The sequence below is a fragment of the Vibrio sp. LQ2 genome (assembly GCF_023920125.1).
Classification (GTDB): Bacteria; Pseudomonadota; Gammaproteobacteria; order Enterobacterales; family Vibrionaceae; genus Vibrio; species Vibrio fluvialis.
On sequence record NZ_CP085308.1, the window covers coordinates 3,795,425 to 3,821,389 of the forward strand.

Sequence of the window (25,965 nt, forward strand, 5' to 3'; positions counted from 1 at the left end):
AAAAGTATTTCAAGGTATGAGCTGAATTTACTGAAAACTGACTTGTAGCACGAGGTCAACTTGAGTTTCTCATGATCTAAAACAAACAAAACTATTAATTAGTTTTGCGGAGTAAAATCCTATTGAAATAAATATATTTTAGAGGTAAATGCCGTGTTAAATGCATTATCCAGTGTTATTAAATGGATTGAAATTTCTAATGTGAAACGAGGAGGTATAAAAAAAGTGACGTTTAAACGTCACTTTTTCACGATTGTAGATATTTAAGCGTATTGAGCAATCGTTTGCTGCCAACGCTGCCTTTTTTCAAGAAACTCAGATTTCACAGATTGATAACGAGCTTTAAGCACTGAATGTTCGTAACGCTTAAGTGCCGAATTTTTCTTGCTTTCCAGCAGTTGCTTTTTCACATCGTAGTAGTTGTGCAATTCGTGAATGAAAGCGTCAAATTCGGCTTGAACGTTCGCCAGTATCACCAGATGGTTTGGCAGATGAGCGACACGTTCAGCGGCGTATTTCAGGCTCATCTCCGCCCGCGCTTTCTCTATCTTGATAGCGGGAGCGGTGCGTAGTTTCTTCGCCAGACCAAGCCAAGCACAGCTTTTTATCAACCACTTGGTTGGATCGTATTGCCACCAGTAAATGCCGTTGCGATAGTCATTTTCAAAGATGTGATGGTAATTGTGGTAGCCTTCACCGAAGGTGAAAAAGGCCAGAATACCGTTATCGCGCGCAGTGTTCTTGTTGGTGTAAGGCTGTTTACCCCAGATGTGCGCCAGCGAGTTAATAAAGAAGGTGGTGTGGTGATTGAGTACCAGACGGACGGCACCGACGATCAGCAACATTCCCCAGATATCGTTGTGGTACCAGCCCAGAGCGATAGGCACACCAAAGTTCATGATTAGCGCAAGTGGTACGTAGAAGCGATGTTGCCACATGACAATCTTGTCTTTATGTAGATCGCGACAGTTGCTGTAGTCGTCGTAGGTCACCGAGTTGTAGTTTCTCAGCATCCATCCCATATGCGAAAACCAAAATCCGCGTTTGGCAGAGTAAGGATCTTTGTCGTTCTGATCGACAAACTTATGGTGAACACGGTGATCGGATGCCCAATGCAGTGCGCTGTTTTGTACCGCAAATGCGCCGCCAAGCGCGCACAATAGGCGAACCAACCAGTGAGCCTCAAAAGCTTTGTGTGACCACAGGCGGTGATAACCCGTCGTGATCGACAAGTTGCAGAACGAGAAGCAGACAATCAGCCAAATCAGGTGTTCCCATCCATAACCAAATTGCCAGCCATACCAAGGCGCGACAACAGCGGCCAGAACAAAGCTGACGGCGAAAATCGTAATATTCAACCAAATCAAAGGCGGTTTATTTGCCATTTAAAGACCCTTTAAGCTTACAACTGTGCGCCAGAATATCAGCGAACATGTGTAAGTCAAATATGTTTAACTGAATTGTGATCAGGATGTTTTGCTTTTCAACTCTAAATGCATAGTATGAAGAGTGGTTAAAAATCCTTACAGGAAGTTATAAGGACTATTAAATGGAAATTAAGGTAGCTGAATATAGCGATTTTGAGCGAATTGCCCATCTGCACGCACTAAGCTGGCAGATCAATTACGCTGACATTTTGGACAAGGATTATCTCGCCAACGAGGCGCTGCAAGACCGTTTGTTGATCTGGCAAACGCGTTTGACCAACCCACCTTTTAATCAACATATTCTGCTCATTGAAGAGGGTGGCGTGCTGTGTGGTTTTATTTGTGCGTTCGGCAATCATGATTTTGAAAAAGGCACAATTATCGAATCCCTGCATATTGACCCTAAAAACCAGGGGCGTGGTTTAGGCCGTTTGCTGGTAAAAGAGATGGCAACTTGGATTGAGCGTTATTTCCCGGACAACGGTGTTTACCTTGAAGTGCTGGAGAAAAACCAACAAGCCATCGATTTTTACGATCACATTGGTGGTGAACTGCTGACGGAAAAGATGTGGCACGCGCCGGGAGGCGTTGATGTCCCTGAGCGGGTATATAGCTGGAAAACACCCAAGGCGCTGATGGCGGCGATGGAATAAAGGAAAGGGCGAATAGCCCTTTTTTTCTTGGCGTTGAATAGATTAGAGCATTCTGTTGTAGTAACCACATTCAAATGAAAAGGATAAGTAATGAACCGCAACGTGTGGCTTTTGTCGCTCTGTCAGGCGCTGCTGATGACCGGCAACATACTGTTAATCTCTGTGATTGGTCTGATTGGTAAGGTAATTGCGCCGAGCAGCAGTATGATTACACTGCCAGTCGCTCTCCAATTTCTCGGCTTAATGTCGGCCACTATTCCCGCGTCGCTGATCATGGGCAGGCTGGGGCGCCGTCTGGGATTTAGTATCGGTAACAGCGTGGGAATTATCGGCGCGTCTCTCGCCACTTACGCACTGTATCACCAGTCATTTTGGCTATTTTGTACTGCGACTTTCCTGTTGGGGATCGGCATTGGCTTTGGCACTCTGTATCGTTTTGCGGCGATTGAAGTGTGCGATGCCCATCTGCGTCACAGAGCAATTTCGGTGTCGATGGCTGGCGGTGTGCTGGCTGCGGTATTGGGGCCGAATCTTGCCATCTATTCTCAACGTTGGAGCGAGGGCGGTTTGTACATTGGTGCTTTCGCCGCGCTGATTGGCCTTAATCTGTTGGCGCTGACCTTGCTGCAGACAATTCAGTTTCCCAAACCTGTTCGCCATGATAGCCAGCCAGCGACGGATAAGTTGTCGGTGATTGCCAAAGGGACCAATTTCAAAGAGTCCGTCTTTGCTGCCATGGTCTCTTATGCGGTGATGAATATTCTGATGACCGCAACACCGCTGGCGATGATTGGTTGTGGTTTTGATTTCACTAAAGCGGCTGGGGTCATTGAATGGCATGTGCTGGGCATGTTCGTTCCGGCGTTCTTTACGGGGCGTCTAATTGAAAAGTTTGGTCCGCAACGCATGATATTGGCCGGCGGCTTGCTGTTTATATTGTGTGTGACCATCAATATCCACGGTCAGTCCATCTGGCATTTCCGTGCGGCTCTGGTGCTACTTGGCGTTGGCTGGAACTTTATGTTTATTGCGGCGACGGGTTTGTTTAGTCAGTCTTATCAGGAACACAACAAACCCAAAGCACAGGCGTTTAATGAGTTTTCCGTGTTCAGTTGTGTGACCATGACTGCGCTGCTTTCTGGTTGGCTTGAATCTACCGTTGGCTGGCAAGCGTTGAATATTTACGTGCTGCCTTTCGTACTGATTGTGATTGGTATCTTCGCTTTTCAGGCAAAAAAGAGTCGGTTGGTCATCAATTAAAAAAGCCCGGTTAATCCGGGCTTTTTTGTGCGCGCTATCAAGCTGACATTAGCGAGTCTGAAACTCAGATACCGCTTCATCCATTTGCCGGGCTTGTTGTGAAACACTGTCGACTTCTGACAACACTTCCTGAGCAGAATGCATGTTGTTTTCAGAGATAGTATTGAGCTCTGCAATCGAACCGCTCACCTGATTCATCACAATCCCTTGTTCCTCAATGGCTGACGCTATACGTTCGGAGTTGGCCTGAATCGTCGACATGTCAGTGATGATCTGGCGCAGGCTCTCATCAAGCTGGTGCGAAGCGTGCAGCGTTTCCTGGCCCTGCGAATTGCACTGGTCGATGTCGCTGATCACCAAACTCATTTGTGCCTGAATCGCAGAGACCACTTTCGTGATCTCCTCGGTCGATTGATGAGTGCGTGTCGCCAGGGAACGAACTTCGTCCGCCACTACCGCAAATCCTCGGCCTTGTTCGCCTGCTCGTGCCGCTTCGATGGCCGCATTCAGTGCCAGTAAGTTCGTCTGTTCAGCGATGCTTTGAATGATGGTGACCGCACCGCCAATTTTTTCCACGTGATCATTGAGTGAAGCGATCGATTGTTGGCTTGATTGCAGAGTGGTAGAAAGCTGGTCAATATTCTTCAACGTCGACTCGACAACGCTGCGTCCATTCTCTGCATTTCTTACCGCCTGCTGAACACCTTCTACCGCCACATTGGTGCTTTCTGAAATCTCGCCAATGGTGGCAACCATTTCTTGCACAGACGTGGCCATCATGGTGGTGTGATCGGCTTGAACATGGAACTGGTTAATCACTTCCTCAAGCTCGTTATGCATGCTGGTCGTACTGCTGGTCAGCTGATGTGACTTAGCTTGTGATCCCGAGATCAAGTGTTCGAACTTATCCAACAGTTGGTTGAAGTAGGTGCCAATAGAAGTGAGTTCATCGCGCCCTTGTAAATCGGTTCTTAGTCCAACGTTGTTAGTGCTGGCAATGTTCTGCATGACTTGTAACAGTCGTTGTACCTGAAGATTGATAGAGCGTGAAATCTGCCAGATGAAACCGAGGATCACAATCACGACGATGACAGTCACAATCTGCTTAATCACATCCAGTTCGCTGCGCATTTTGCTGACTTCAGCCGTCAGCGTTTCCGAGAAGGTTTTAAACTGCTCTTCAACGTTATGTGACAAGCTGCGAGTATTGCCAAGGTAACCTTCGTTATAGGCTAGGCCGATCAACTTTTCCTGCTCGATGACCCCTCGGGCGGCTTGTACCAGAGCGGAATATTGAGAAAGCACGGGCATGTCGAGCATTTTGCCTGCTTTCACCGCTTCATCAAAGTTGGCCAGAGCCAGCAGCGTTTCGGCATCCGACCCATTTTCAGCTTGTGCCAGCAGGGCATGATATTTCGCCAACAACGCATCACCGTCGCTTAATCCCAGTACCTGATAAGCGCCGACCAATTGCTCAAAACCTTGTTTATACTTCAGCAGATCCGCTTTTAATGCTGCAGAAGACGCCAGATTGTGATTGGTTAAGATGGTTGAAAGCTGGCTTTCCATAGAAAGGAACAGCTCGCTGTTTTGTTTGAAGGTGTCCAGATATTTGGCGTCTTTACGTAGCAAAAAGTCTTTTTCATTCCGGCGCAGATTGAGAAGGCGAATTTCTAACTTCTCTACCAAACCGATTGCGGACGACAGCTCGTTGGTTTGACGAGCAAAGTGTGTTGTGGTGATCACCAATGAGATAATGCCCATTACGGCGATAAAACCAAGCAAGTATAGCTTCTGTTTAATATTCATATGTAGACCAATGAATGAGATATATTGATAGATGTAATTATTATGTGTGAAGTTTAGATGGCAATTGCATCGCCAGCAATAAACAATAGAATGGGTTTGTAAGACTGATTCCATCATTAGCACAGTCATATGGAGTTTTTATGAACTTAGAGCGCTATAAAGGGCTGATTTTCGATATGGATGGCACATTGATTGATACCATGCCTGCGCATATCGAAGCTTGGCGTGCAACCGCAAAATTTTACGACTTTCCGTTTGAAGCCACTTGGCTGAATAGTTTGGGCGGTATGCCGAGTTTTAAAATTGTCGGCGAGATTAACCAGAAATTTGGCATCGATTTGATTCCGCAAGATGTGGCTGAATACAAAATGAAAGCCTTCGCTGCAATGGATGAGAAAAGTGACCTGATTCCCGATACGTTTGCGGTTTTTCAGCGCTTTCTGGGCAGTAAAAAACTGGCCATCGGAACCGGTAGTCAACGTCAGAGTGCCGAGAAATTGCTAACACGCGTTGGCGTGCTGGATAAGCTGGATGCGGTGGTGACGGCCACTGACGTTGAGAACCATAAGCCACATCCTGAAACATTTCTGCGTGCGTGTGAGCTGATTGGTTTAACGCCGAATGATTGTGTGGTGTTTGAAGATACCGAGCTGGGTAAGCAAGCAGCGCATGCAGGTGGAATGGATTGCATCATGGTAACCGAAGAGGGATTAAAGTTTTTCCCGCTGCCATAACGATATCGCCAATGAAAAAGAGCTGCCAAAGCAGCTCTTTTTTTATCCTCATTCAGTGCAAATTTACTGAATTTCCAGCAGTTCTACTTCAAAAATCAAGGTAGCTGACGGTGGAATCGGACCCGCGCCATTTTTGCCGTAACCGAGGTTCGAAGGAATATAGAGACGAACTTTCTCACCAACGGTCATCAGTTGCACACCTTCTTGCCAACCTTTGATTACCTGATTCAAGCCAAATACGATAGGCTCGTTACGTTGGTATGAACTGTCAAACACGGTGCCATCAAGCAGACGTCCTTCGTAATGAACTTTTACCCGGCTGTTTGCTTTTGGATGTTCAGTTCCGGTGCCTGGTTCTAAAACTTCATACTGCAAACCACTCTCTGTGGTTTGAATGTCAGGTTTCTTTGCGTTCTCGATCATGAACGCTTGTCCTTCTGCGATGTTTTGCTCTGCCGCTTTATGATTATTCCAGGTGCGATAAATGAAGAGAGCTGCCAGCACAAAGACAACAATGGGTAACACAATTTTATACATGGTCGGAACACTCAATTAAGGTTGGGTTAGTAGATAGGAGATGGTTTTGCCAATGCCTTCGGCATTTTCATGACCGGCTGTCAGTACCATATATTTGCCATTGATGACAAAGGTAGGTACAGAGTTGATCTGGCCTTTTTGCGAAATTTCGTCAGCGGTTTTGATCAGAACAAACAACTGTTTCTGCTGCGCTTCATCAAATTCGTACGGGCTTACTAGGTTACGGTCGTGGAAAGCTTTATCGATAGCATTTTTCTGATCGGTCAGTGTGCTGCCCTCAGCCATTTGCACCGCGGCGAACAACTCTTGCATCATGTCATGGTCGGGATTGTGGCCCAACTGCATCACCGCACTGTAGAAGAACATCGCGCCAATCTGCGCGCCTTGGTTAAACGTCACATGGACGCGACCAAACTGCTGCCCCACCATTTTTTCCAATTCAGGGATCACATCTTCCATGCTGCGGCAGTGGCCACAGGTCAAGGAGAAGACTTCCGTAACGGGAGCGAGGCGGTAAGTGGCCAGGTTAACTGGCAGAGCCTGATATTGAACGCCTTCTTTGGGAGTCGAGTTGTCACTACAGCCAGCCAGAACCAACAACGCAGCCATAATGCCAAGAGTGTGTTTAATGAACTTTTTCATTGAAAACCAAGAGTTGAATACGAATACCCTGATTTTAGCGGGTTCAAATTGTGAGGCAAACAGAGAAAAAGGGTTTTGTTACCAATTCGCCATAAAGTTTTCGCTCATCTGCCGATAACTAGAGAGTAGTTTGAAGAATGGATGATGGTTACATGAGAATTATCGCGCTTTCCGTATTATTGCTGTTGACCGGTTGTGGTTCCATGTCTCCGATGCAGATGATGGGCAACAACATGCTCGATACTGCGCCGAAGGGTGATTTCGACGTGATTTATCCGGACTGGGGAAACACTCCTGCGCCAGTGGCTGCTGGTGTTCATGGTCCGATGGGGCAAACCAGAACCTCAAGTTACGATTCGTTACAGCGTTTCCTGCTGGACAACGGGATCGACTATGAAGTGATGCCGGGCAATCATGTGATGGTGAAATTGAAAAACACCGTCAAATTCGATACGGGGTCTTCAAACGTCTCTCAAGATTCAGCTTACTGGTTGAATGTGATGGGCAGTTTCCTGTCACGCGAGCACGGCATTGATGTCGTGATTGACGGGCACACTGACAATACAGGCAAGCCTAAATTTAATGATTCGCTGTCGGTCAAACGTGCCCAGATGGTGAAAAACACCCTGATCCAGAAGAATGTATCACGCGATGCGATTTACACCCGTGGGTATGGCGAATATGTCCCGGCATGCACCAACCGCACGACAGCGGGCAGAGCCTGTAACCGCCGTGTTGAACTGCTGTTTATTGTGTCAAACAACTGAACAAAGCCGTACCGAATTTTCAAACCTAATCTGCTTTCAATCACATCCCAGCCTCGGTTGGGATGTTTTTTATCCATATAACCCCAAAGGATATTGATGGCACTCACGGTTATGATGTTTTATCGGTACATTGTATGGAAACACAAGGGGGATTTATGTATACAATCACCCCAAAATTTATAACAACTATTAAGAAAATATGTCAGCCACTCAATCATCTATGCAACAAGAAGTTCCTGTTGGCGAACACGATCAACTGGTCTCAACCACGGATCTTAAAGGTGTCATTACATACTGCAACGAGACGTTTTGTCGTGTTGCAGGGTTTCAGGAACACGAGCTTCTTGGTCAAAACCACAATATTGTCCGTCATGTCGATATGCCGAAAGCGGCGTTTGCTGACATGTGGAAAAACCTCAAACAAGGTCACGCTTGGCGCGGCATCGTAAAAAACCGAACCAAAACCAATGGTCACTACTGGGTAGACGCGTATGTCACGCCTATCTATGAAGACGGTAAAATGTGCGGTTATCAATCGGTACGAGTCAAAGCGCAGCGTCAATGGGTAGACATAGCAACTAAAGCGTATAAAGCGCTGCGTGATGCCGAGCAGAAAGGCCGTCAGTTTTCTCTGAGTATTTCCGCATCAGTTCGCTATGCAATTCTGCTGGGCTCTCTTGCAGCCCCAGCAGCGGCGCATTTCCTGTCGCTTAGCGGAAATATGCAGCTATTGGCGAGCTTATTGCCTGCCGCTTCATTGGCTTTGTTGTTCCGTCAGGAACTGATTGATACACCGAAACATTTAGGGCAGTTGCAGTCACAATATGACAGTATCAGTCGCTTGATCTATTCGGGTAACAGCGCGTTTTCCGTTGCGGACTACCACCTGAAAATGGCTTCGGCACGTATTCGTACAGTTCTCGGTCGTATGGTGGATTCAGCGCGACCGCTGCGTGAGATGTCGGCAAAACTCAATGAGACCAGCGCAGAAGTGGTACAGGCGCTCAAACAACAGAATCAGGATATTCGCAGTGTGATGCAGGCAACCGATGCGGTGGAAGCGGCTGCCGATTCAGTCTCGAGCAACACACAGACAGCGTATGAACTGATCGACAAAGCGAAATCGCAATGCCTGAAAACCAAGCAAAGCATTGATCAAACGCACCACAATCTTGAAGCACTGTGCGATCAAGCGGAACGTGCAACCAGCACTACCTATGCGCTAAATGATCAGGCGCAGCATGTCAGCCAGATGATGGAAGAGATTGGTGGCATCGCCGACCAAACCAATCTGTTAGCGCTCAACGCCGCAATTGAGGCTGCGCGAGCGGGCGAACAGGGGCGTGGTTTTGCGGTGGTAGCCGATGAGGTTCGTGCACTGTCCGGCCGTACTCAGAAAGCTACGCATCAGATTCAGGCCAGCATTGATAAGATGCTGAGTACGATTGAATCGTGGCAAAGTGAAATCATCGATAGCCAACAGCAGACGCAGGCGTGCGGTGAAGTCGCTCAGGAAAGTGCGACTCGTTTATACGAAGTAGAACAACTGCTGCTGGATATGCACAACATCGTTGGCGACATGGCTAAATCGGCAACAGCGCAACGTGAACTGACCAGTGAAGTGAACCAACATGTCCATTCGATTGCCTCAATGGCCACTCAGAATCTGGCTGCTACCAATATGGTTGAAGAATACAGTAGAGACATGAACGCGCGAGTGGATGATTTCAGGCAGCTTGCCAAGCGGTTTGAAGAAAAATAATGATAAAAAAGCCCCGCTCATTGAGCGGGGCTTTTTACTTGGCGTTCAGCTTAAGAAACGTGCTTATGCCAGCAGTTCTTTGGCTGTGTTCACCACGTTTTCAGTGGTGAAGCCGAACAGTTTGAACAGCTCGCCGGCTGGTGCCGATTCGCCGAAGCTGGTCATGCCGATGATGCGACCGCCAAAGCCAACGTACTTGTACCAGAAGTCTGCAATGCCGGCTTCGATAGCGATACGAGCGGTCACGTCTGCTGGCAGCACGGATTCACGGTATGCAGCGTCTTGTTTGTCGAATGCATCCGTAGATGGCATCGACACTACGCGCACTTGCTTGCCTTCAGCAGTCAGTTGCGCTGCCGCTTCCACAGCCAGCTCAACTTCAGAGCCGGTGGCAATCAGGATAAGCTCAGGTTTGCCTGCACAATCTTTCAGGATGTAGCCGCCTTTAGCGATGTTGGCCAGTTGCTCTGCATCACGCGGTTGCTGCGCAAGGTTTTGACGCGAGAAGATCAGCGCGGTTGGCGCGTCTTTACGCTCGATAGCCAGTTTCCAAGCCACCGCCGATTCTACCTGGTCACATGGACGCCAAGTGTTCATGTTTGGTGTCAGGCGCAAAGAAGCCATTTGCTCAACCGGTTGGTGAGTCGGACCATCTTCACCCAGACCAATCGAGTCGTGCGTATAGACCTGGATGTTCTGAATCTTCATCAGCGCGGCCATACGCATCGCGTTACGCGCGTATTCCATGAACATCAGGAAGGTCGCGCCGTAAGGCACGAAACCGCCGTGCAGCGCGATACCGTTCATGATGGCAGTCATACCAAATTCACGTACACCGTAGTGGATGTAGTTGCCTGAGAAATCGCTCGCTTCCAGAGACTTCGAGCCAGACCACATGGTCAGGTTAGAAGGTGCCAGGTCCGCTGAGCCGCCCATGAATTCTGGCAGCAGTTTACCAAATGCTTCCAGCGCGTTTTGCGATGCTTTACGTGACGCAATGTTCGCTGGGTTCGCTTGCAGTTCTGCGATGATAGCGCTGGTGGCTTCTTCCCAGTTGACTGGCAGTTCACCCGCTACACGACGTTTGTATTCTGCAGCTTCTGCTGGGTAAGCGGCTGCGTATGCGGCAAATTTCTCATCCCATGCGGCTTCTTTGGCTGCGCCTGCTTCTTTGGCATCCCACTCAGCGTAGATGTCTGCCGGGATTTCAAATGGTGCGTATTCCCAACCCAGGAATTCACGCGCAGCTTTGATTTCGTCAGCGCCCAGAGGAGCACCGTGACAATCGTGTGAGCCGGCTTTGTTTGGCGAGCCGAAACCGATGATGGTTTTGGTGCAGATCAGTGTTGGACGAGGATCGGCTTTTGCCGCTTCAATCGCTGCGTTGATCGCGTCTGAATCGTGACCGTCAACCGCTGGAATCACATGCCAACCGTAAGCTTCAAAGCGTTTTGGAGTGTCGTCTGAGAACCAGCCTTCCACGTGACCGTCGATCGAGATGCCGTTGTCATCCCAGAAAGCGATCAGTTTGCCGAGGCCCAGAGTGCCAGCCAGTGAACACGCTTCGTGCGAGATGCCTTCCATCAGACAGCCGTCGCCCAGGAACACGTAAGTGAAGTGGTCAACAATATCGTGGCCAGGTTTATTGAACTGCGCTGCCAGTGCTTTTTCTGCAATCGCCATACCTACTGCGTTGGTGACACCTTGGCCCAGAGGACCAGTGGTGGTCTCGATGCCAGGTGCGTAACCGTACTCAGGGTGGCCTGGGGTTTTTGAGTGCAGTTGACGGAAGTTTTTCAGATCGTCAATCGACAGCTCGTAACCGCTCAGGTGCAGCAGAGAGTAAATCAGCATTGAGCCGTGGCCGTTGGACAGTACGAAACGGTCGCGGTCTGCCCAGTTCGGGTTTTGTGGGTTGTGGTTCAAGTGACTGCGCCAAAGCACTTCAGCGATGTCAGCCATACCCATTGGTGCGCCCGGGTGGCCAGAGTTAGCTTTTTGTACACCGTCCATGCTCAGTGCACGGATTGCGTTAGCCAGTTGTTTGCGGTTCATAATAGATTCCGTAATCGTTAGGATTTAAAAGTTATAGTCGAAACTAAAAGGGGAAGCGGGCGCTCCCCCTTGAATTTGATTTCCCTCGGCGGGAAGTTGTTGAGCGATTAAAGTTTCGCTTCGATCATCGTTTCCAGTTTGCCCTGGTCTACTGCGAAGTTACGGATACCTTCAGCCAGTTTTTCTACCGCCATTGCATCCAAGTTGTGTTCCCACAGGAACTCAGAATGAGTCATCGCTGCTGGACGCTCTTGTGTACCGTTAGAATCAACCAGTTTCTCAACCACTTCGCCTTCAGCCGCTTCCAGTTCAGCCAGTAGTGAAGGTGCGATAGTCAGGCGGTCACAGCCAGCCAGTTCCAGAATCTCGCCGATGTTACGGAAGCTTGCGCCCATCACCACAGTTTTGTAACCGTGCTGTTTGTAGTAGTTGTAGATTTTAGATACTGACAGTACGCCTGGATCTTCCTGAGCTTCGAAGTCACGACCTTCTTTTGCTTTGTACCAGTCCATGATGCGGCCAACGAATGGTGAAATCAGGAACACGCCAGCTTCAGCACAAGCACGAGCTTGCGCGAAAGAGAACAGCAGAGTCAGGTTACAGTTGATGCCTTCTTTCTCCAGCACTTCTGCCGCGCGGATGCCTTCCCAAGTTGACGCCAGTTTGATCAGAATGCGGTCGTTTGAGATGCCTGCATCGTTGTACATTTTGATCAGTTTGCGAGCTTTAACGATGCTGCCTTCAGTGTCGTAAGACAGACGTGCATCAACTTCAGTCGAGATACGGCCTGGGATAGTTTTCAGGATTTCTTTACCGATGTTTACCGCTAGCATGTCACACGCTTCTTGAACTTGTTCTGCTTTATCGCTGGTCTGTGATTTCGCGTATTCGATCGCTTGATCGATCAGTGGAGCATATTCTGCAATTTGAGCGGCTTTAAGAATTAGAGAAGGGTTCGTTGTTGCATCTTCTGGCTGGTATTTTTTGATTGCATCAATTTCACCAGTGTCAGCCACAACAGTTGTAAGTTTACGTAGTTGCTCTAATTTGTTGCTCATTTCGATCGTCCTATTCTTTGGGCTAGGCCAGCGATTCGCTGGGCATTGGCATGCAGGTTAGTTAAGCGAATTGTCATGCAATGACAAGCCTGCTTATGACTAACACAATGTTTTTCAGCGACCGAGCAACTGTAGTGAACATTTGCTCGTTCGTTGAGTAAATGATGTACCCATATTTATCTTATCTATGCTGAAAGTCAATCGTGATTTGCCCTTTATGCCGACTTTTACTCACTAATTTTATCCGACGTCAGCCGAGACAAATAAAGAAACGTTTGCCTAAGTCATGCCTAGCGTTGCAAAGTAAAAATGCCGTCAAAATACGAGGTGAGAAAATGTCATCCAAGTGAGCAAATGTTGCATTCAATTGGCGCTATAACATATGCTACGTCAATGAGCAGATGCTCAGTATTGGATACTATGCTGAGCAAAGTAGTGAGTGAGAGCGTAACATGAGCGGTTCTAACCAAGATATCTCGGTGGAAAGCACCGATTTGCTGACGGAGATTTCCGTTGCCTACTATCAGGATGGGGCAACTCAGGAAGAAATTTCCAAGAAGTTTGCCATTTCGCGTGCCAAAGTGGGCCGAATGCTGAAACAGGCGCGTGATGAAGGCATTGTCGAGATCACCGTTAAATATCACCCGGTGTTCAGTGCCAAGATTGAGCAACGTTTGATCGAACGCTTTGGGGTGAAACGAGCGCTGGTGGCGCTTGACCAACCGAACGAAGAGTTGCAGCGCCAACAAGTATCGGGATTGGTGTCGAATTATCTCTCCAGCACCCTGAAGAACGGCATGGTGGTCAGTGTCGGTCAAGGGCGCAATGTGTCGTCGGTAGCGCATCATGTCGGCGTGATTACGCCGCGTGACTGTAAGTTCGTTTGCAGTATTGGCGGCATTCACCCACGTGGCGGTATGTTTAACGCCGACCACATTTGCCGTCAGATGGCGAAGAAGTACGGTGGCACCTCAGAAACCTTGTATGCGCCGGCGTATGCCGAGAACCGCGCGCAGAAACTGGCCTTCATGCAAAACGCCACCGTCAAGCAAACGCTCGATCTGGCGCGCAAAGCAGACATCGCGTTGGTCGGTATCGGCGACATGAGTGAAAACAGCTACATGGTCGATTTGGGCTGGTTTACGCCGGATGAAGTGGTGCAGTCGCGTTTGCAGCAAGGCGTGGTCGGTGATTTCGCCGGGTACGACTTCTTTAATGTGCATGGCGAGATTGCCAACACCGTGATGAGCGATCGCGTGATTGGTCTGGGCATTGAAGAGTTTCGCCGCATTGCTGAAGTGATCGCGATTGCGGCCGAGAACAGCAAGCCGCTGGCACTGCTTGGTGCACTGCGCACTGGTGCCATCGATGTGATAGCGACCAGCGTGACCAACGCGCTGACGGTGCTCAACTTAGATGAACAGATGCGAGATGCTCAGTAGCGCGCTGGTATATTGGTCGCGAAATGAAATTAAAAAGGCCACTTAACGTGGCCTTTTTGCTGTTTGAGAAGTTACTTCTCAATCGGTAAGTCGTGGCGCTGACCCCATTCCGTCCAAGAACCGTCGTAGACCGCCAGATTCTGATAGTCGCATAATGTGGCAGCCAGCAACACGATACAGGCGGTGACGCCGGATCCGCAGCTGAACAGATACTCATCGGCTGGGCGAATGAGCGCTTGTTGCAAAATCGGTTTAAGATCCGTCGGTGATTTCATTTTATGGTCGTTCATCAGCTCAGCAAAGGGCAGGCAGCAGGAGCCGGGAATATGGCCGCTGCGCACACCCGCGCGTGGTTCTGCTACTTGCGCCAGGAAACGGGCTTTGGAGCGCGCATCAACGGTCAGGCTGCTGTTGTCATTGATTTTATTTAACACGTAGTTCGCATCGACAAAAAAACGCGGGTCGAGCGTACCGGCAAAGTTACCGGGCGCGTATGAATCATCGTAATTTTGTGTGACAGTGTAACCTTGGGCTTTCCATTCAGTCAGCCCGCCATCGAGAATGTAGACGTCGCTGTGCCCAAATGCTTTAAACATCCACCACGCACGAGGCGATGCAAACGTACCGCTGTTGTCGTACACCACAACAATGGAATCTTGATTGAGTCCCAGTTGCTGCGCCAGTTCATTAAAGCGTGCTTCAGTGGGCATCATGTGGGGAAGGTCGCATTCGGTGTCGCAAAACACGCCGTCATAATCGAAACGGCGTGCGCCGGGAATATTATTGACTTTGTCTTTTTCGGTTTCGCTCGGAATTTGAAAATCAATGCTGGCGTCGAGCACGACTAAGCGCGGATCGTTTTGTTTTTCTGCGAGCCAAGCTGGGCTTACTAATGGCGACATTCCACTTCATCCTGTGTTGGGGGTATTGAGCTACGTTACTCAATTCTGGCTAAGAATCCAAATAAAAACAGGCGCTTCATTGCGCCTGTGGATTAGGGGTGGCACACCGGACAGGTGGGCAGCTTCATCAGTTTCATTTCACGCCAAGACATGCTCATGGCATCTAACATCAGAATTTTACCGCGAATCGGTGTGCCGTAATTGGCCAATACTTTGATCGCTTCCATCGCTTGCACGGCGCCAATGATGCCAACCACGGGCGCCATGACGCCAGCTTCCACGCAGCTTAATGCGGCGTTGCCAAACAGGGCGCTCAGGCATTGGTAACACGGTTCGTCTTCGCTTTGGTAAGTAAACACGCTCACTTGGCCTTCCATACGAATCGCCGCGCCGGAAACCAGTGGGGTTTTGGTTTTAAAGCACAAGCGATTCAACTGATTACGCGTATCGACGTTATCTGAGGCATCCAAAACTAATGAATGTTGTTCAATCAGGGCTTCCAGTTCGTTGTCGCTCAGGCGCTTGGCGACGGTTTCAATGGCAATGTGCGGGTTGAGTTCTTGCAGCGATTGGGCCGCTGATGCCACTTTAAGCTCGCCGATATTGGCATCATGGTGCAATACCTGGCGCTGTAGGTTAGAGAGCTCCACGGTGTCATCGTCAATCAGCGTGATCTTTCCCACACCCGCTGTGGCCAGATATTGGCTGGACGCACAGCCCAAACCGCCTGCACCGAGGATCAATACGGCACTCTGTTTCAGCGCTTCCTGACCATCAAAATCAAACTGTTTGAGAATGATTTGACGGTTGTAACGCAGCATTTCTGAGTCGCTGAGAATATCCACACGAACTCCTAGTATAAGGTTGCGTTGAATAGCTGAATGTTGACGGTTTCGCCAGCTTCGACTCGGCCGCGCTCGCGTTCGAGCACCACAAAACAGTTCGCCAAGCTCATCGAGCGGAATGCGCCGGAGCTTTGGTTTCCAGTGGTTTCAACTACGAACTGACCGTTTTCGATGCGGTAAATGCCGCGTTGGTAATCGGTGCGTCCCGGGACTTTTTTGAAGGTGGTGCGGGTGATGGCCGGAATTGACTCAGGTGCTGTCCATTCAGTGTGGCCAGACAGTTTTGCCAGCATTGGTTGCACCAGAACGTACATAGTCAGAACCGCGGAGACCGGGTTACCCGGCAGGCCGCAGAACCAAGCGTTTTCCAGTTCGCCAAACGCGAACGGTTTCCCCGGTTTAATTGCCAGTTTCCAGAACCCGATTTGACCCAACTGTTCCAGAATATCTTTGGTATAGTCCGCTTCGCCCACGCTCACGCCGCCGGAAGTGACCACCACATCCGCCAGGCTTTGGGCTTTCTCAAACGTGGCTTTTAACGTCTCTGGGCAGTCAGGAATGATGCCAAGGTCAATCGCTTCGCAGCCGAAGTTTTCAATCAGCGGCTTAATGCCGTAACGGTTGCTGTCGTAGATCTGGCCTGCATCCAGCGGTTGACCCAGCGGTTTCAGCTCGTCACCGGTTGAGAAAAATGCCACTTTCGGTTTGCGATAAACGGTTACATTAGCCACGCCAAGTGTGGCGATCATCGGAATGTCACGGGGCGTGAGACGCGCGCCTTTACTCAACACCACATCGCCTTGGTGAATGTCGTCACCGGTCGGCCGAATGTTGTCGTTCAGTTTGACGTCGGTGTGGCTGAATGTGACGCCTTGCTCCGACACCGTGGCTTGCTCTTGCATGATCACTGCATCGCAACCGTCCGGAATTTTTGCACCGGTCATAATGCGCACACAGCTCATTGCTGGCCATTCGCCGTCAAAGGGTTGGCCTGCAAACGATTTGCCTGCAACCGACAGTGGCGTCGCGGTCGCAAGTTCGGCACGGCGCACGGCATAGCCATCCATCGCGGAGTTATCAAATGGCGGCACGTTAATCGGGGAGAGAATATCTTCAGCAAGGACAAAACCGAGTGCGTCGGCAAGGGGAAGAGTCAGTGTGGTTTGAATCGGAGTGATGCGCGAGAGCATTTTATCCAGCGCGTCTTCAATTGGCATTAAGCCAGGAGCGTCACAACAGCCCATGATGAAATCCTATGGTCTTCATTTTTGAGAAGTACTTTAGCATACAAAGCCCGGTGGCAATAATGTCCACCAATAAAATATGGGTGTAATTATTAAAAAATCCGAGTATCCTTGTCAGCCATCCGAAAGGGTTAAATACGAGGTAAGGTAATGTCAGGTCTGAGCGAATCCGCGAAGTTAGTAAAAGATGCGCTGGAACGTCGTGGTTTGGAAACGCCAATGCAACCAAACACGATCAGTCGAGATGAGAAAAAAGAACGAATTGAACACCACATGCGTGAAATTCTGACTCTCCTAGGACTGGACCTCACTGACGATAGCCTTGAAGAAACCCCGCACCGAATCTCTAAGATGTATGTTGATGAGATCTTCTCGGGTCTGGATTACCAAAACTTCCCGAAAATCACGGTCATCGAAAACAAGATGAACGTGAGCGAAATGGTGCGTGTTAAAGATATTACCGTGACCAGTACCTGTGAGCACCACTTGGTGACTATCGATGGGAAAGCGGCGGTGGCATATATTCCGCGTGGCAAGATTATCGGCCTGTCGAAAATTAACCGCATTGTGCGCTTTTTTGCGCAGCGCCCACAGGTGCAAGAACGTATGACGCAACAAATTCTGGTTGCGCTGCAAACCCTGTTGGAATCAGAAGACGTGGCAGTCACCATCGATGCAACTCACTACTGCGTGAAATCACGTGGTGTGATGGATGCAACCAGCGAAACCACAACCACGGCGCTAGGTGGTATTTTTAAGTCCAACCCCGCCACCCGCGCTGAATTTCTGCACGGTTTGCGCTAACTACACGAATATTCAATGAAAAAGGACATCCGAGGATGTCCTTTTTTTGTCTCTGAAATTCAGGGAGACGGTGTTCTGTCACGCTTCACTGGCTTGTGGCATCAGCAGCATTTCATTGCCTTCCTGCATCGAGCTTTCATCGTGTGTGGCTTTAAAGTAGATGAAACCAAGGGCAAACAGACCAACAAAGATCAGTGTCAGCAGGAAGTTGTAGTACACCATCGCAACCAGAGCAAGTACCGCCAGACCCAGAGCAAGCGCCGGAGCAAATGGGTAGAGCGGGGCGCGGAACGGACGTTCCAGCGCTGGTTCCGTGCGTCGCAGTTTGAACAGCGCCAACATGGATACGATGTACATCACGATGGCCCCAAACACTGCCATGGTGACGATATTTGCAGTCAGTGGTTGCCCGCCAATGACAATCAGGTTGTCAGAGAAGATAGCTGCGATACCCACCACGCCGCCCGCCAGAATCGCCCAATGCGGCGTTTGATAACGTTGGTTTACAGCGGCGAGTGATTTTGGCAGGAAGCCTGCGCGCGCTAAAGCGAAAATCTGACGTGAATACCCCATGATGATGCCGTGGAATGACGCAATAAGGCCAAACAAACCCAGCCACACCAGCATGTGTAACCAGCCACTCGATTCACCAACAATCATTTTCATGGCTTGCGGCAGTGGGTCGTTGATGTTGGACAGTTCACGCCAGTCACCGGCGCCACCCGCAAAGAACATCACACCAACAGCCAATACTACCAACGTTAAAATGCCGGCGATAAACGCCACCGGAATGGTGCGTTTCGGATCTTTCGCTTCTTCTGCAGCCATCGACGCGCCTTCAATGGCGAGGAAGAACCAGATGGCAAAAGGAATCGCAGCAAAGATGCCGGAAATGGCTTCTCCAGAGAAGACATCGCTGCCAGCCCAACCGTTCGCGGCAAAGTTTGCCATCGAGAAACCGGGCGAGACCACGCCCATAAAGACCAGCAGTTCGACGATAGCAAGAATGGTGACCAAAAGTTCGAACGTCGCGGCAATGCTTACCCCAACAAGGTTGAGCCCCATGAAGATGACATAAGCAACCACGGCAACCAATTTCGGGTCGAGCGTCGGAAACTGAACATTGAGATAAGCCCCGATGGCCATGGCGATGGCGGGCGGCGCAAACACAAACTCAACCAAGGTGGCGAAACCCGCGACATAGCCGCCTAACGGGCCAAAGGCGCGATACGCATAAGCGAACGGACCGCCCGCATGGGGAATCGACGTCGACAGCTCGGTAAAGCTGAAAATGAACGCGGTGTACATAGTGGCAATGATCAGGGTGGTGATCAAAAAGCCGAGTGTTCCGGCCTGTGCCCAACCGTAACTCCAGCCGAAGTATTCGCCCGAAATGACCAGCCCGACGGCAATGCCCCATAAGTGAAATTTTCCAAGGGTCCGTTTCAGACCCGGTTTGCTGCTATTTTCCATAATAACGATCCTCAGTAATGTCCTTAAAATCTATTCAGTGGTTAACGAAAATTGGTTTGCTTGAATCGGTTGATTCAACTGCGCGTCGTCAGAGCGATCTTTCAGTCCGACGCCAGTGAGTTTGAGCCGACGTGACTCCGCCAGCAGATAGAAGCATTTCATCGCGGCCGCTTCATAAGGCAGCCCTTGTGGGCGCACGTTGGAAATACAGTTGCGCAGTGAATCTTCGGTGCCGCGCTGTGGGTGCCAGGTCAGATACAGCCCCAAGCTATCGGGGGAACTTAATCCCGGGCGTTCGCCCACCAGTACCAGCACCTCGCGTGCGTTGATCGCTTCACCCACGTCATCACCGACCGCAACTCGGCCCTGATGCACGATGCTCAATGGCGCGATACGCCAATCATGTCGTTGGTCGGCATGGAGCTGCGTGATTAAGGCGTCGATAAAGGGAGCCGCGTGATGACTGATTGCGTAAGACGACAAACCATCGGCAATGACAATCGCCAGATCGTACGGACTTGGCGTGCTATCGCTGTGCTGCTTCAAACGTTCTATCGAGGCATCATCGAGCTTGCGGCCCAAATCGGGCCGTTGCAGATACGTGAGGCGATCACTGGCTTGGCTATGTAGCGAAAACGCAGGAAGATAGGGCACAATGGCTGATTTTTGCGCCAAGGCGTCAACCAGCTCCGCTTCGTCGAGCGGCACATGCACCGCATCCATCGCTTGAGCGTGCGAGAGCTGAAAACGCAATAGCTCATGCGTCGGAATGCTGGTACCCACACGGCCAATACCGATGCGCGCCTGCGTAAACTGGCGCAGCTTGTGCCATGGATCCTCATGGATCAACGAGGAAGTCAGCGTCTTACTCATACGGCCTCCTGAATCAATCGTAAGGGATGGCTAAAGTGCGGCGATAAATCGTCGGCGAGTTGCTTGCGTTCATCCTGATCGATGATTTCCATTTTCTTCAACCAGGCTTCAAATTCTGGAGCAGGGCGGGAACCCAACACTTGGCGGGCGTAGAGCGCGTCATGAAACGAGGTGGTCTGGTAGTTGAGCATGATGTCATCGGAGCCCGGAATGCCCATGATGAATGAGCACTCGGCGACGCCGAGCAGCGTCAGCAGATTGTCCATGTCGTTTTGATCGGCGTAAGCGTGGTTGGTATAGCAGATGTCACATCCCATCGGCAGGCCAAGCAGTTTGCCGCAGAAGTGATCTTCTAGCCCGGCACGAGTTATCTGCTTGCCGTCAAACAGATATTCCGGGCCGATGAAGCCTACCACGGTGTTGACCAGTAATGGTTTGAACTTGCGCGCGAGCGCATAGGCGCGCACTTCGCAGGTCTGTTGGTCGACGTTGTGATGGCCGTTGGCCGACAGCGCGCTGCCTTGGCCCGTTTCAAAATACATAACATTGTTGCCGACCGTGCCGCGATTGAGGCTCTGAGCGGCATCATAGGCTTCGGCAATCACATTCAGGTTGATACCAAACCCTTGATTAGTGGCTTCGGTTCCGCCGATGGATTGAAACACCAAATCGACCGGCGCGCCTTTCTCGATCGCTTCGACCGTGTTCGTCACATGGGTCAGGACGCACGATTGGGTCGGGATGTCGTAATACTGAATCACTTCATCCATCAGCTTCATGAGCTTAATCGCCTGGCTTACGCTGTCGGTGGCGGGGTTGATGCCAATCACGGCATCGCCGTTGCCGTACATCAGGCCATCAAAAATCGATGCCGTAATGCCGCTCATATCGTCGGTCGGGTGATTGGGTTGCAAACGGGTCGATAAACGGCCGGGCAGACCGATGGTGTTACGAAATGCGGTGGTCACTTGACACTTCTTCGCCACCAGAATCAAATCCTGATTGCGCATGATTTTGCTGACTGCCGCGGCCATCTCGGGCGTGATGCCAGAGCAAACCCGCGCCAATTCAATATGGGTGGTGGTTTCTTGCAGCAGCCAGTTACGAAAATCGCCTACAGTGAGATGCGCGATTTCCAAGAATGCGCGGGCATCATGCTCATCGATGATCAGACGGGTAATTTCGTCGTTCTCGTAGGGAATCAAAGTTTCATTAAGGAAGGTTTTGAGTGGCAGATCCGCCAATATCATCTGCGCGATCACGCGCTCCTCTGCCGATGTGGCGGCCACCCCCGCCAATTGGTCGCCGGAGCGCAGCGGCGACGCCTTCGCCATCACTTCTTTTAAAGAAGCAAACTGGTAGGTCTGACTGCCTAATTGATATCGGTAGTGTGAACTCATTGTGCCTCTCTATCTTTACCGTTGTGCGGTGTGGGTTTGTTCAGAGCTGTGCGGCCTGAACATTGCAATTTGCCTTGGTATACAAACTGCGAAAACTGTTCCGCGAGCATGACGGAAATAGGCAAAGTTAAATAAACCAATAAAAACAGTGAGATAAAAGAAATTGTGCGTAATGCTGGTGCAAGAGGGTGAAAATGAATTTGGTTCAATTGCTTCATGAAGGGAATTCATGCGCACCAACGAGGTGCAAACAATACAGTTTTGATGTCAATCAGCAGGCACAAAGCCTAAGTGCTTGGGAACAAAAGTATAATCAACACGGTGCAGGGCAATTTAATGGGTATCTGGATGAAATAAAGTTGCCCGGTTTGCACCTGTTTGAGGAGTACACCAGTCACGCCGTCCATCAGGAATGTTGTGTGAATCCCAACGCCGTTTGGATTGGTTTTTCGATGGATAGTCAACGGCCTAAAGTCAATGGTCTGCAAGCTGAGACGCATCAATTGATGATTCGTCCGGCGCAAGAATCATTTGAATTGGCCACACCACAGGATTTTCATATTTTTGGCATTGTGATCGACCGTGATCTGCTGTTGAACGGAATGCAATTTGGCAGTCAGGGACAATGGGAAAATGCCCAGTGGGAAACGGCAGCATTGGTTGAAAACAGTCTACCGCAACACGGTTGCTGGTCGCTGGTGTCTTTGATTCGAGACGCGCTGAGCCCGCGGTCGATACTCGGACAGAAGCTGATTGAAGAAAGTGCCGCACAAGCGCATTTGCATGCCATGTTGCGAGCAGCGGTGATTGATCGTCTGAGTGCGTTTCAAGTGTCGACTGAACGTGAACCGCGCAGTTACCATACTCGGCGTCAGGCGTTGCGGCGCTTGTATCAATACATTGATCAGAATGGGGATTATCCGTTAAGTATTAGCGATATGTGCGCGATTGCTTGTGTCAGCCAACGCACGTTGCAGAACTGTTTTGAACAAGAGCTTGGAGTGAGCCCGGCGACGTTTTTGCGTGAGTGCCGTTTGAATGCGGTGCGACGCGTACTACTGGATCAATCGCAGCAGCGGGCAATCTGCGACGTTGCACTTGGCTTTGGTTTCTATCATCTCGGCACGTTCAACCATTATTACAAGCTGTTATTTGGTGAAACGCCCAGTCAGACGCGTGACCGGGCGCTTAGGTATCAACATGCCGCGGTGGTGCAACAGTTCGTCACCACATCGCGTTCAGCATTCATTTAAACAGTGTCAGGTATTCACCATAACCTTGTGCCTGCATCTCCGCTTTAGGTATAAATCGCATCGCAGCGGAGTTCATACAGTAGCGTAAACCTGTCGGCGCAGGGCCGTCATTAAATACATGACCCAAGTGGGATTGACCAAAGCGGCTGCGCACTTCGGTGCGGGTGTAAAACAGCGTGTTATCGTCTTTGGTCACGATATACGCCGGGTTAATCGGCTTGGTAAAACTTGGCCAGCCAGTGCCGGATTTGTATTTGTCGGTGGACGAGAACAGCGGTTCTCCTGAGACAACATCAACATAGATACCTTCTGCTTTATTATCCCAATACTCGTTTTTAAACGCGTGCTCGGTGCCTTCTTCTTGCGTGACGTAGTACTGTAGCTCAGTCAGTTTGGCGCGAATCTCTTTATCCGAAGGGCGGGTGTAGGCCTTCACACTGCTGATGCCTTTTCTCTCGTCGATGATTTGGCGCAGTGTTTTTGGGTGTTCAACGCGGTCTTTGCCAAAGATCTCATCTAAGTACTGATCGCGGCCAGAGGCGTAACGATAGTATTTGTAACGCAGTGAGCTCTTTTTGTAGAAATCCTGATGGTACTCTTCAGCCGGCCAGAACTTCTTAAAGGCGATCAGTTCGGTTTTGAGCGGTTTTCTGAAGATTCCGGACTCGTCGATCTCTTTCATAAAGCGCTCGGCTATCTGCTTTTGCTGGGCGTTATGATAAAAAATCGCCGGGCGATATTGGTTACCACGATCGACAAACGAGCCTTGATCATCGGTGGGATCGATATGGCGGAAGAAATGGTCCAATACCTGTTCATAGCTGACTTTATCGGGGTCATACGTGACCTGAACCGACTCGATGTGACCCGTAGAACCTGAAGAGACCTGCTTGTAAGTCGGATTGTCGACATTGCCACCGGAATAACCAGAGACAACGGTAATCACACCATCAAGTTTTTCCAGATCAGATTCAGTACACCAAAAGCAGCCACCAGCCAGTGTTGCGATTTCTTCATGACTGGCGTGTTTGCTGGTGGCAGAAGTTTCTGCCTGTGAGAAAAACGATACAGAGAGTGGTACGGAGACCAGTAAGGCAAACAAAAATAACGTAATACGTTTCATGGCGGTTCTTACTCGTTTTGTTGAACGGATATACGAAAAGAACGGCACACGGACGGAAAAATTTCAAATCGAACGCAAAGAAAAAAGCTTCGCAGTGGCGAAGCTTTTCAATAGGGGGATGTAATGCAGGTGCTTAGCTCAGCCCGATGATGCGGCCTTGATCGTCGATATCCAGCCCCATAAACGCCGGTTTCTCGGGCAGCCCCGGCATGGTCATCACGTTGCCGCATAAGGCATAGACAAATTCTGCGCCCGCGCACAGTTTCAGTTCACGAATGGGAACATCAAATCCGCTTGGCGCACCTTTTTGCGCTGGATCTGTGGTGATGGACAACGGCGTTTTCGCCAGACACACGGAAAGATGACCAAAGCCTTTTGCTTGCAAATCATCAAGCTGGGCTTGCGCTTTTTCGCTCAGAGTGACTGAGCCGGCACCATAACCATTGATAGCGACAGCCTTAAGCTTGTCGAATAACGGCGCATCGTGTTGATACAACGGTGTAAAGTGCGCGGCTTTGCTGCATTGCTCGACTACTTTTTCCGCCAGTTCACGTGTGCCTTCTCCGCCTTTGGCGAAGCCTTCAGACAACGCAACCGTCACATCATTCGGCAGCGCTTCGATCATTGTTTTCAACTGCGCCAGTTCTTCTTCGCTATCTTGCGGAAAGCGGTTAATCGCCACCACTGCAGGAATACCGTATTTATTGACGTTGTTGATGTGCCATTTGAGATTTTCAAACCCAGCGGTCAACGCGTTGCAATCTGGCGCGAACAGGGTTTCAGGTACGGATTGACCCGGACGCAGATCATAGAGCCCCGAGTTGGCTTTCAGGCCGCGTAACGTTGCGACGATCACCGCGCAGTCCGGCGCTTTACCGGAGGCTTTAGCTTTGATGTTGCAAGCCTTCTCAAAGCCCATGTCGGAACCAAAGCCGCCTTCGGTCACGGTGTAGTCGGCGAGGCGTGTGGCGATGTCATCGGCAATGATTGATGAGTTTCCATGTGCGATATTGGCAAACGGGCCTGCGTGAATCAGTGTCGGCACGCCTTCAAGGGTCTGCATCAGTGTGGGTTCAATGGCTTCTTTCATACTGACCGCCATCGCGCCAGCCACTTTCAAATCTTCGGTGGTGACAGGCTGACCATCAATGTTGTAGCCGACGACGATATTACCAATGCGGCGGCGCAGATCTTTGAGGTCTTCAGCAAGGGCAAGAATCGCCATCAATTCAGACGCTGCTGAGATGTCGAACCCGTCTTCACGCTCGTAACCGTTGATGGTTTTGCCATCTTCGTTGCGGCCAACCGTGACCATGCGCAGCGCGCGATCGTTATGGTCCATCACACGCTTCCACACGATACGTTGCGGGTCGAGACGCAGGGCAGGCATACCCGTTCTTGCGGCAAAATCCTCATAACCGTTGCGCTGTTCGTGATAAATGCGCGCATCAATCGCTGCCGCGGCGAGATTGTGCGCTGCAGTGACGGCATGAATATCGCCGGTCAGATGCAGGTTGAGCTCTTCCATTGGTGCGACCTGCGAATAACCACCGCCAGCAGCGCCACCTTTGACGCCGAAAATTGGCCCCATGGACGGCTGACGAATACAGGCCATGACCGAATGCTGTAAGCGAGCCAAACCTTGTGCCAGACCAATCGTGGTCACCGTTTTACCTTCACCCAAAGGTGTTGGCGTGATTGCGGTGACCAGAATGAATTTTCCAGAAGGTCTATCGTGCAGGCGATTCAGGCAATTGAGCGAGACTTTGGCTTTATAGCGTCCCTGACTGTGAAACTCCTCGGGCAGAAGTCCGGCTTTGTGGGCGATCTGTTCAATGGCAGTCAGCGGTGTGGTACGGCAAATTTCAATATCTGGCAGCATAAAACCCTCATCATAAGGAT

General features: G+C 50.1%; 22 protein-coding genes. 8 read left to right on the top strand and 14 right to left on the bottom strand.

The window, feature by feature from the left end:
* Nucleotides 1–263: 263 nt before the first annotated feature.
* Nucleotides 264–1,385, bottom strand: coding sequence for a fatty acid desaturase (locus tag LGV68_RS17615; RefSeq protein WP_252535751.1), 1,122 nt, complete (start codon nucleotides 1,383–1,385; stop codon nucleotides 264–266).
* Between the two features lie 164 nt (nucleotides 1,386–1,549).
* On the opposite strand from LGV68_RS17615, the gene LGV68_RS17620 reads away from it, so the two are divergent.
* Together LGV68_RS17620 and LGV68_RS17625 are read left to right on the top strand one after the other, a co-directional pair.
* On the top strand, nucleotides 1,550–2,080 hold the full coding sequence (locus LGV68_RS17620) for a GNAT family N-acetyltransferase (protein ID WP_202643893.1): 531 nt from the start codon (nucleotides 1,550–1,552) through the stop codon (nucleotides 2,078–2,080).
* Nucleotides 2,081–2,170: 90 nt separating this feature from the next.
* Nucleotides 2,171–3,340: an MFS transporter gene (locus LGV68_RS17625; protein WP_202643892.1), complete on the top strand. Its 1,170-nt coding sequence runs from the start codon at nucleotides 2,171–2,173 to the stop codon at nucleotides 3,338–3,340.
* A gap of 48 nt (nucleotides 3,341–3,388) precedes the next feature.
* Here LGV68_RS17625 and LGV68_RS17630 read toward each other — a convergent pair whose 3' ends face one another.
* Nucleotides 3,389–5,149, bottom strand: a complete 1,761-nt coding sequence (locus LGV68_RS17630) for a methyl-accepting chemotaxis protein (RefSeq protein ID WP_199464677.1) — start codon at nucleotides 5,147–5,149, stop codon at nucleotides 3,389–3,391.
* Between the two features lie 140 nt (nucleotides 5,150–5,289).
* Between LGV68_RS17630 and LGV68_RS17635 the strand changes: the two genes are divergently transcribed.
* Nucleotides 5,290–5,883 carry a beta-phosphoglucomutase family hydrolase gene (locus tag LGV68_RS17635; RefSeq protein ID WP_047462903.1) on the top strand — a complete coding sequence of 198 codons (594 nt, stop codon included), beginning with the start codon at nucleotides 5,290–5,292 and terminating at the stop codon, nucleotides 5,881–5,883.
* A gap of 63 nt (nucleotides 5,884–5,946) precedes the next feature.
* Here LGV68_RS17635 and LGV68_RS17640 read toward each other — a convergent pair whose 3' ends face one another.
* Nucleotides 5,947–6,420, bottom strand: a complete 474-nt coding sequence (locus LGV68_RS17640; protein WP_024375634.1) for an FKBP-type peptidyl-prolyl cis-trans isomerase — start codon at nucleotides 6,418–6,420, stop codon at nucleotides 5,947–5,949.
* A 15-nt stretch (nucleotides 6,421–6,435) separates the two neighbouring features.
* The gene (locus LGV68_RS17645) at nucleotides 6,436–7,062 is read right to left on the bottom strand and encodes a thiol:disulfide interchange protein DsbA/DsbL (RefSeq protein WP_158129267.1); all 627 of its coding nucleotides are present in this window, start codon (nucleotides 7,060–7,062) and stop codon (nucleotides 6,436–6,438) included.
* A 152-nt stretch (nucleotides 7,063–7,214) separates the two neighbouring features.
* Between LGV68_RS17645 and LGV68_RS17650 the strand changes: the two genes are divergently transcribed.
* Together LGV68_RS17650 and LGV68_RS17655 are read left to right on the top strand one after the other, a co-directional pair.
* Entirely contained in the window at nucleotides 7,215–7,829 is a 615-nt protein-coding gene (locus LGV68_RS17650; RefSeq protein ID WP_024375611.1) for an OmpA family protein, read from the top strand.
* 199 nt (nucleotides 7,830–8,028) lie between these two features.
* On the top strand, nucleotides 8,029–9,591 hold the full coding sequence (locus LGV68_RS17655; RefSeq protein WP_222807049.1) for a PAS domain-containing methyl-accepting chemotaxis protein: 1,563 nt from the start codon (nucleotides 8,029–8,031) through the stop codon (nucleotides 9,589–9,591).
* Nucleotides 9,592–9,654: 63 nt separating this feature from the next.
* On the opposite strand, the gene tkt is transcribed toward LGV68_RS17655, so the two are convergent.
* Together tkt and tal are read right to left on the bottom strand one after the other, a co-directional pair.
* Nucleotides 9,655–11,646 carry a transketolase gene (gene tkt, locus LGV68_RS17660; protein WP_158129265.1) on the bottom strand — a complete coding sequence of 664 codons (1,992 nt, stop codon included), beginning with the start codon at nucleotides 11,644–11,646 and terminating at the stop codon, nucleotides 9,655–9,657.
* Between the two features lie 107 nt (nucleotides 11,647–11,753).
* Complete coding sequence (gene tal / locus LGV68_RS17665; RefSeq protein ID WP_020328698.1) at nucleotides 11,754–12,704, bottom strand: transaldolase; 951 nt, start codon at nucleotides 12,702–12,704, stop codon at nucleotides 11,754–11,756.
* Between the two features lie 452 nt (nucleotides 12,705–13,156).
* On the opposite strand from tal, the gene LGV68_RS17670 reads away from it, so the two are divergent.
* Complete coding sequence (locus LGV68_RS17670; protein WP_020328697.1) at nucleotides 13,157–14,146, top strand: sugar-binding transcriptional regulator; 990 nt, start codon at nucleotides 13,157–13,159, stop codon at nucleotides 14,144–14,146.
* A 71-nt stretch (nucleotides 14,147–14,217) separates the two neighbouring features.
* On the opposite strand, the gene LGV68_RS17675 is transcribed toward LGV68_RS17670, so the two are convergent.
* From LGV68_RS17675 to moeA, 3 genes are all read right to left on the bottom strand, one after another.
* On the bottom strand, nucleotides 14,218–15,048 hold the full coding sequence (locus LGV68_RS17675) for a sulfurtransferase (RefSeq protein WP_252535753.1): 831 nt from the start codon (nucleotides 15,046–15,048) through the stop codon (nucleotides 14,218–14,220).
* Between the two features lie 92 nt (nucleotides 15,049–15,140).
* On the bottom strand, nucleotides 15,141–15,893 hold the full coding sequence (gene moeB, locus LGV68_RS17680; protein ID WP_252535755.1) for a molybdopterin-synthase adenylyltransferase MoeB: 753 nt from the start codon (nucleotides 15,891–15,893) through the stop codon (nucleotides 15,141–15,143).
* A gap of 8 nt (nucleotides 15,894–15,901) precedes the next feature.
* Nucleotides 15,902–17,137 (bottom strand): molybdopterin molybdotransferase MoeA, encoded by a 1,236-nt coding sequence (gene moeA / locus LGV68_RS17685; RefSeq protein ID WP_202660749.1) that lies wholly within the window; start codon nucleotides 17,135–17,137, stop codon nucleotides 15,902–15,904.
* A 150-nt stretch (nucleotides 17,138–17,287) separates the two neighbouring features.
* Here moeA and folE point away from each other — a divergent pair, with 150 nt between their 5' ends.
* On the top strand, nucleotides 17,288–17,941 hold the full coding sequence (folE, locus tag LGV68_RS17690; protein ID WP_020328693.1) for a GTP cyclohydrolase I FolE: 654 nt from the start codon (nucleotides 17,288–17,290) through the stop codon (nucleotides 17,939–17,941).
* 78 nt (nucleotides 17,942–18,019) lie between these two features.
* Here folE and eat read toward each other — a convergent pair whose 3' ends face one another.
* Genes eat through LGV68_RS17705 form a run of 3 tightly spaced genes read right to left on the bottom strand, consistent with a single transcriptional unit; the run spans nucleotide 18,020 to nucleotide 21,687 of the window.
* Nucleotides 18,020–19,414 (bottom strand): ethanolamine permease, encoded by a 1,395-nt coding sequence (eat, locus tag LGV68_RS17695; protein ID WP_020328692.1) that lies wholly within the window; start codon nucleotides 19,412–19,414, stop codon nucleotides 18,020–18,022.
* Nucleotides 19,415–19,444: 30 nt separating this feature from the next.
* A complete protein-coding gene (gene eutC / locus LGV68_RS17700; protein WP_222765827.1) occupies nucleotides 19,445–20,287 on the bottom strand; it encodes an ethanolamine ammonia-lyase subunit EutC in 843 nt (280 codons plus the stop codon).
* Entirely contained in the window at nucleotides 20,284–21,687 is a 1,404-nt protein-coding gene (locus LGV68_RS17705; RefSeq protein WP_252535757.1) for an ethanolamine ammonia-lyase subunit EutB, read from the bottom strand. Before LGV68_RS17705 ends, eutC begins: the two co-directional genes overlap by 4 nt.
* Nucleotides 21,688–22,106: 419 nt before the next feature.
* Here LGV68_RS17705 and LGV68_RS17710 point away from each other — a divergent pair, with 419 nt between their 5' ends.
* Nucleotides 22,107–22,940 carry a helix-turn-helix domain-containing protein gene (locus tag LGV68_RS17710; protein WP_100267868.1) on the top strand — a complete coding sequence of 278 codons (834 nt, stop codon included), beginning with the start codon at nucleotides 22,107–22,109 and terminating at the stop codon, nucleotides 22,938–22,940.
* Here the strand turns inward: LGV68_RS17710 and msrB are convergent.
* Both msrB and LGV68_RS17720 read right to left on the bottom strand, forming a co-directional pair.
* Nucleotides 22,933–24,063 carry a peptide-methionine (R)-S-oxide reductase MsrB gene (gene msrB / locus LGV68_RS17715; protein ID WP_100267867.1) on the bottom strand — a complete coding sequence of 377 codons (1,131 nt, stop codon included), beginning with the start codon at nucleotides 24,061–24,063 and terminating at the stop codon, nucleotides 22,933–22,935. The two genes, LGV68_RS17710 and msrB, sit on opposite strands and share 8 nt — an antisense overlap.
* A gap of 133 nt (nucleotides 24,064–24,196) precedes the next feature.
* Nucleotides 24,197–25,945 carry a formate--tetrahydrofolate ligase gene (locus tag LGV68_RS17720; protein ID WP_252535758.1) on the bottom strand — a complete coding sequence of 583 codons (1,749 nt, stop codon included), beginning with the start codon at nucleotides 25,943–25,945 and terminating at the stop codon, nucleotides 24,197–24,199.
* Nucleotides 25,946–25,965 lie beyond the last annotated feature (20 nt).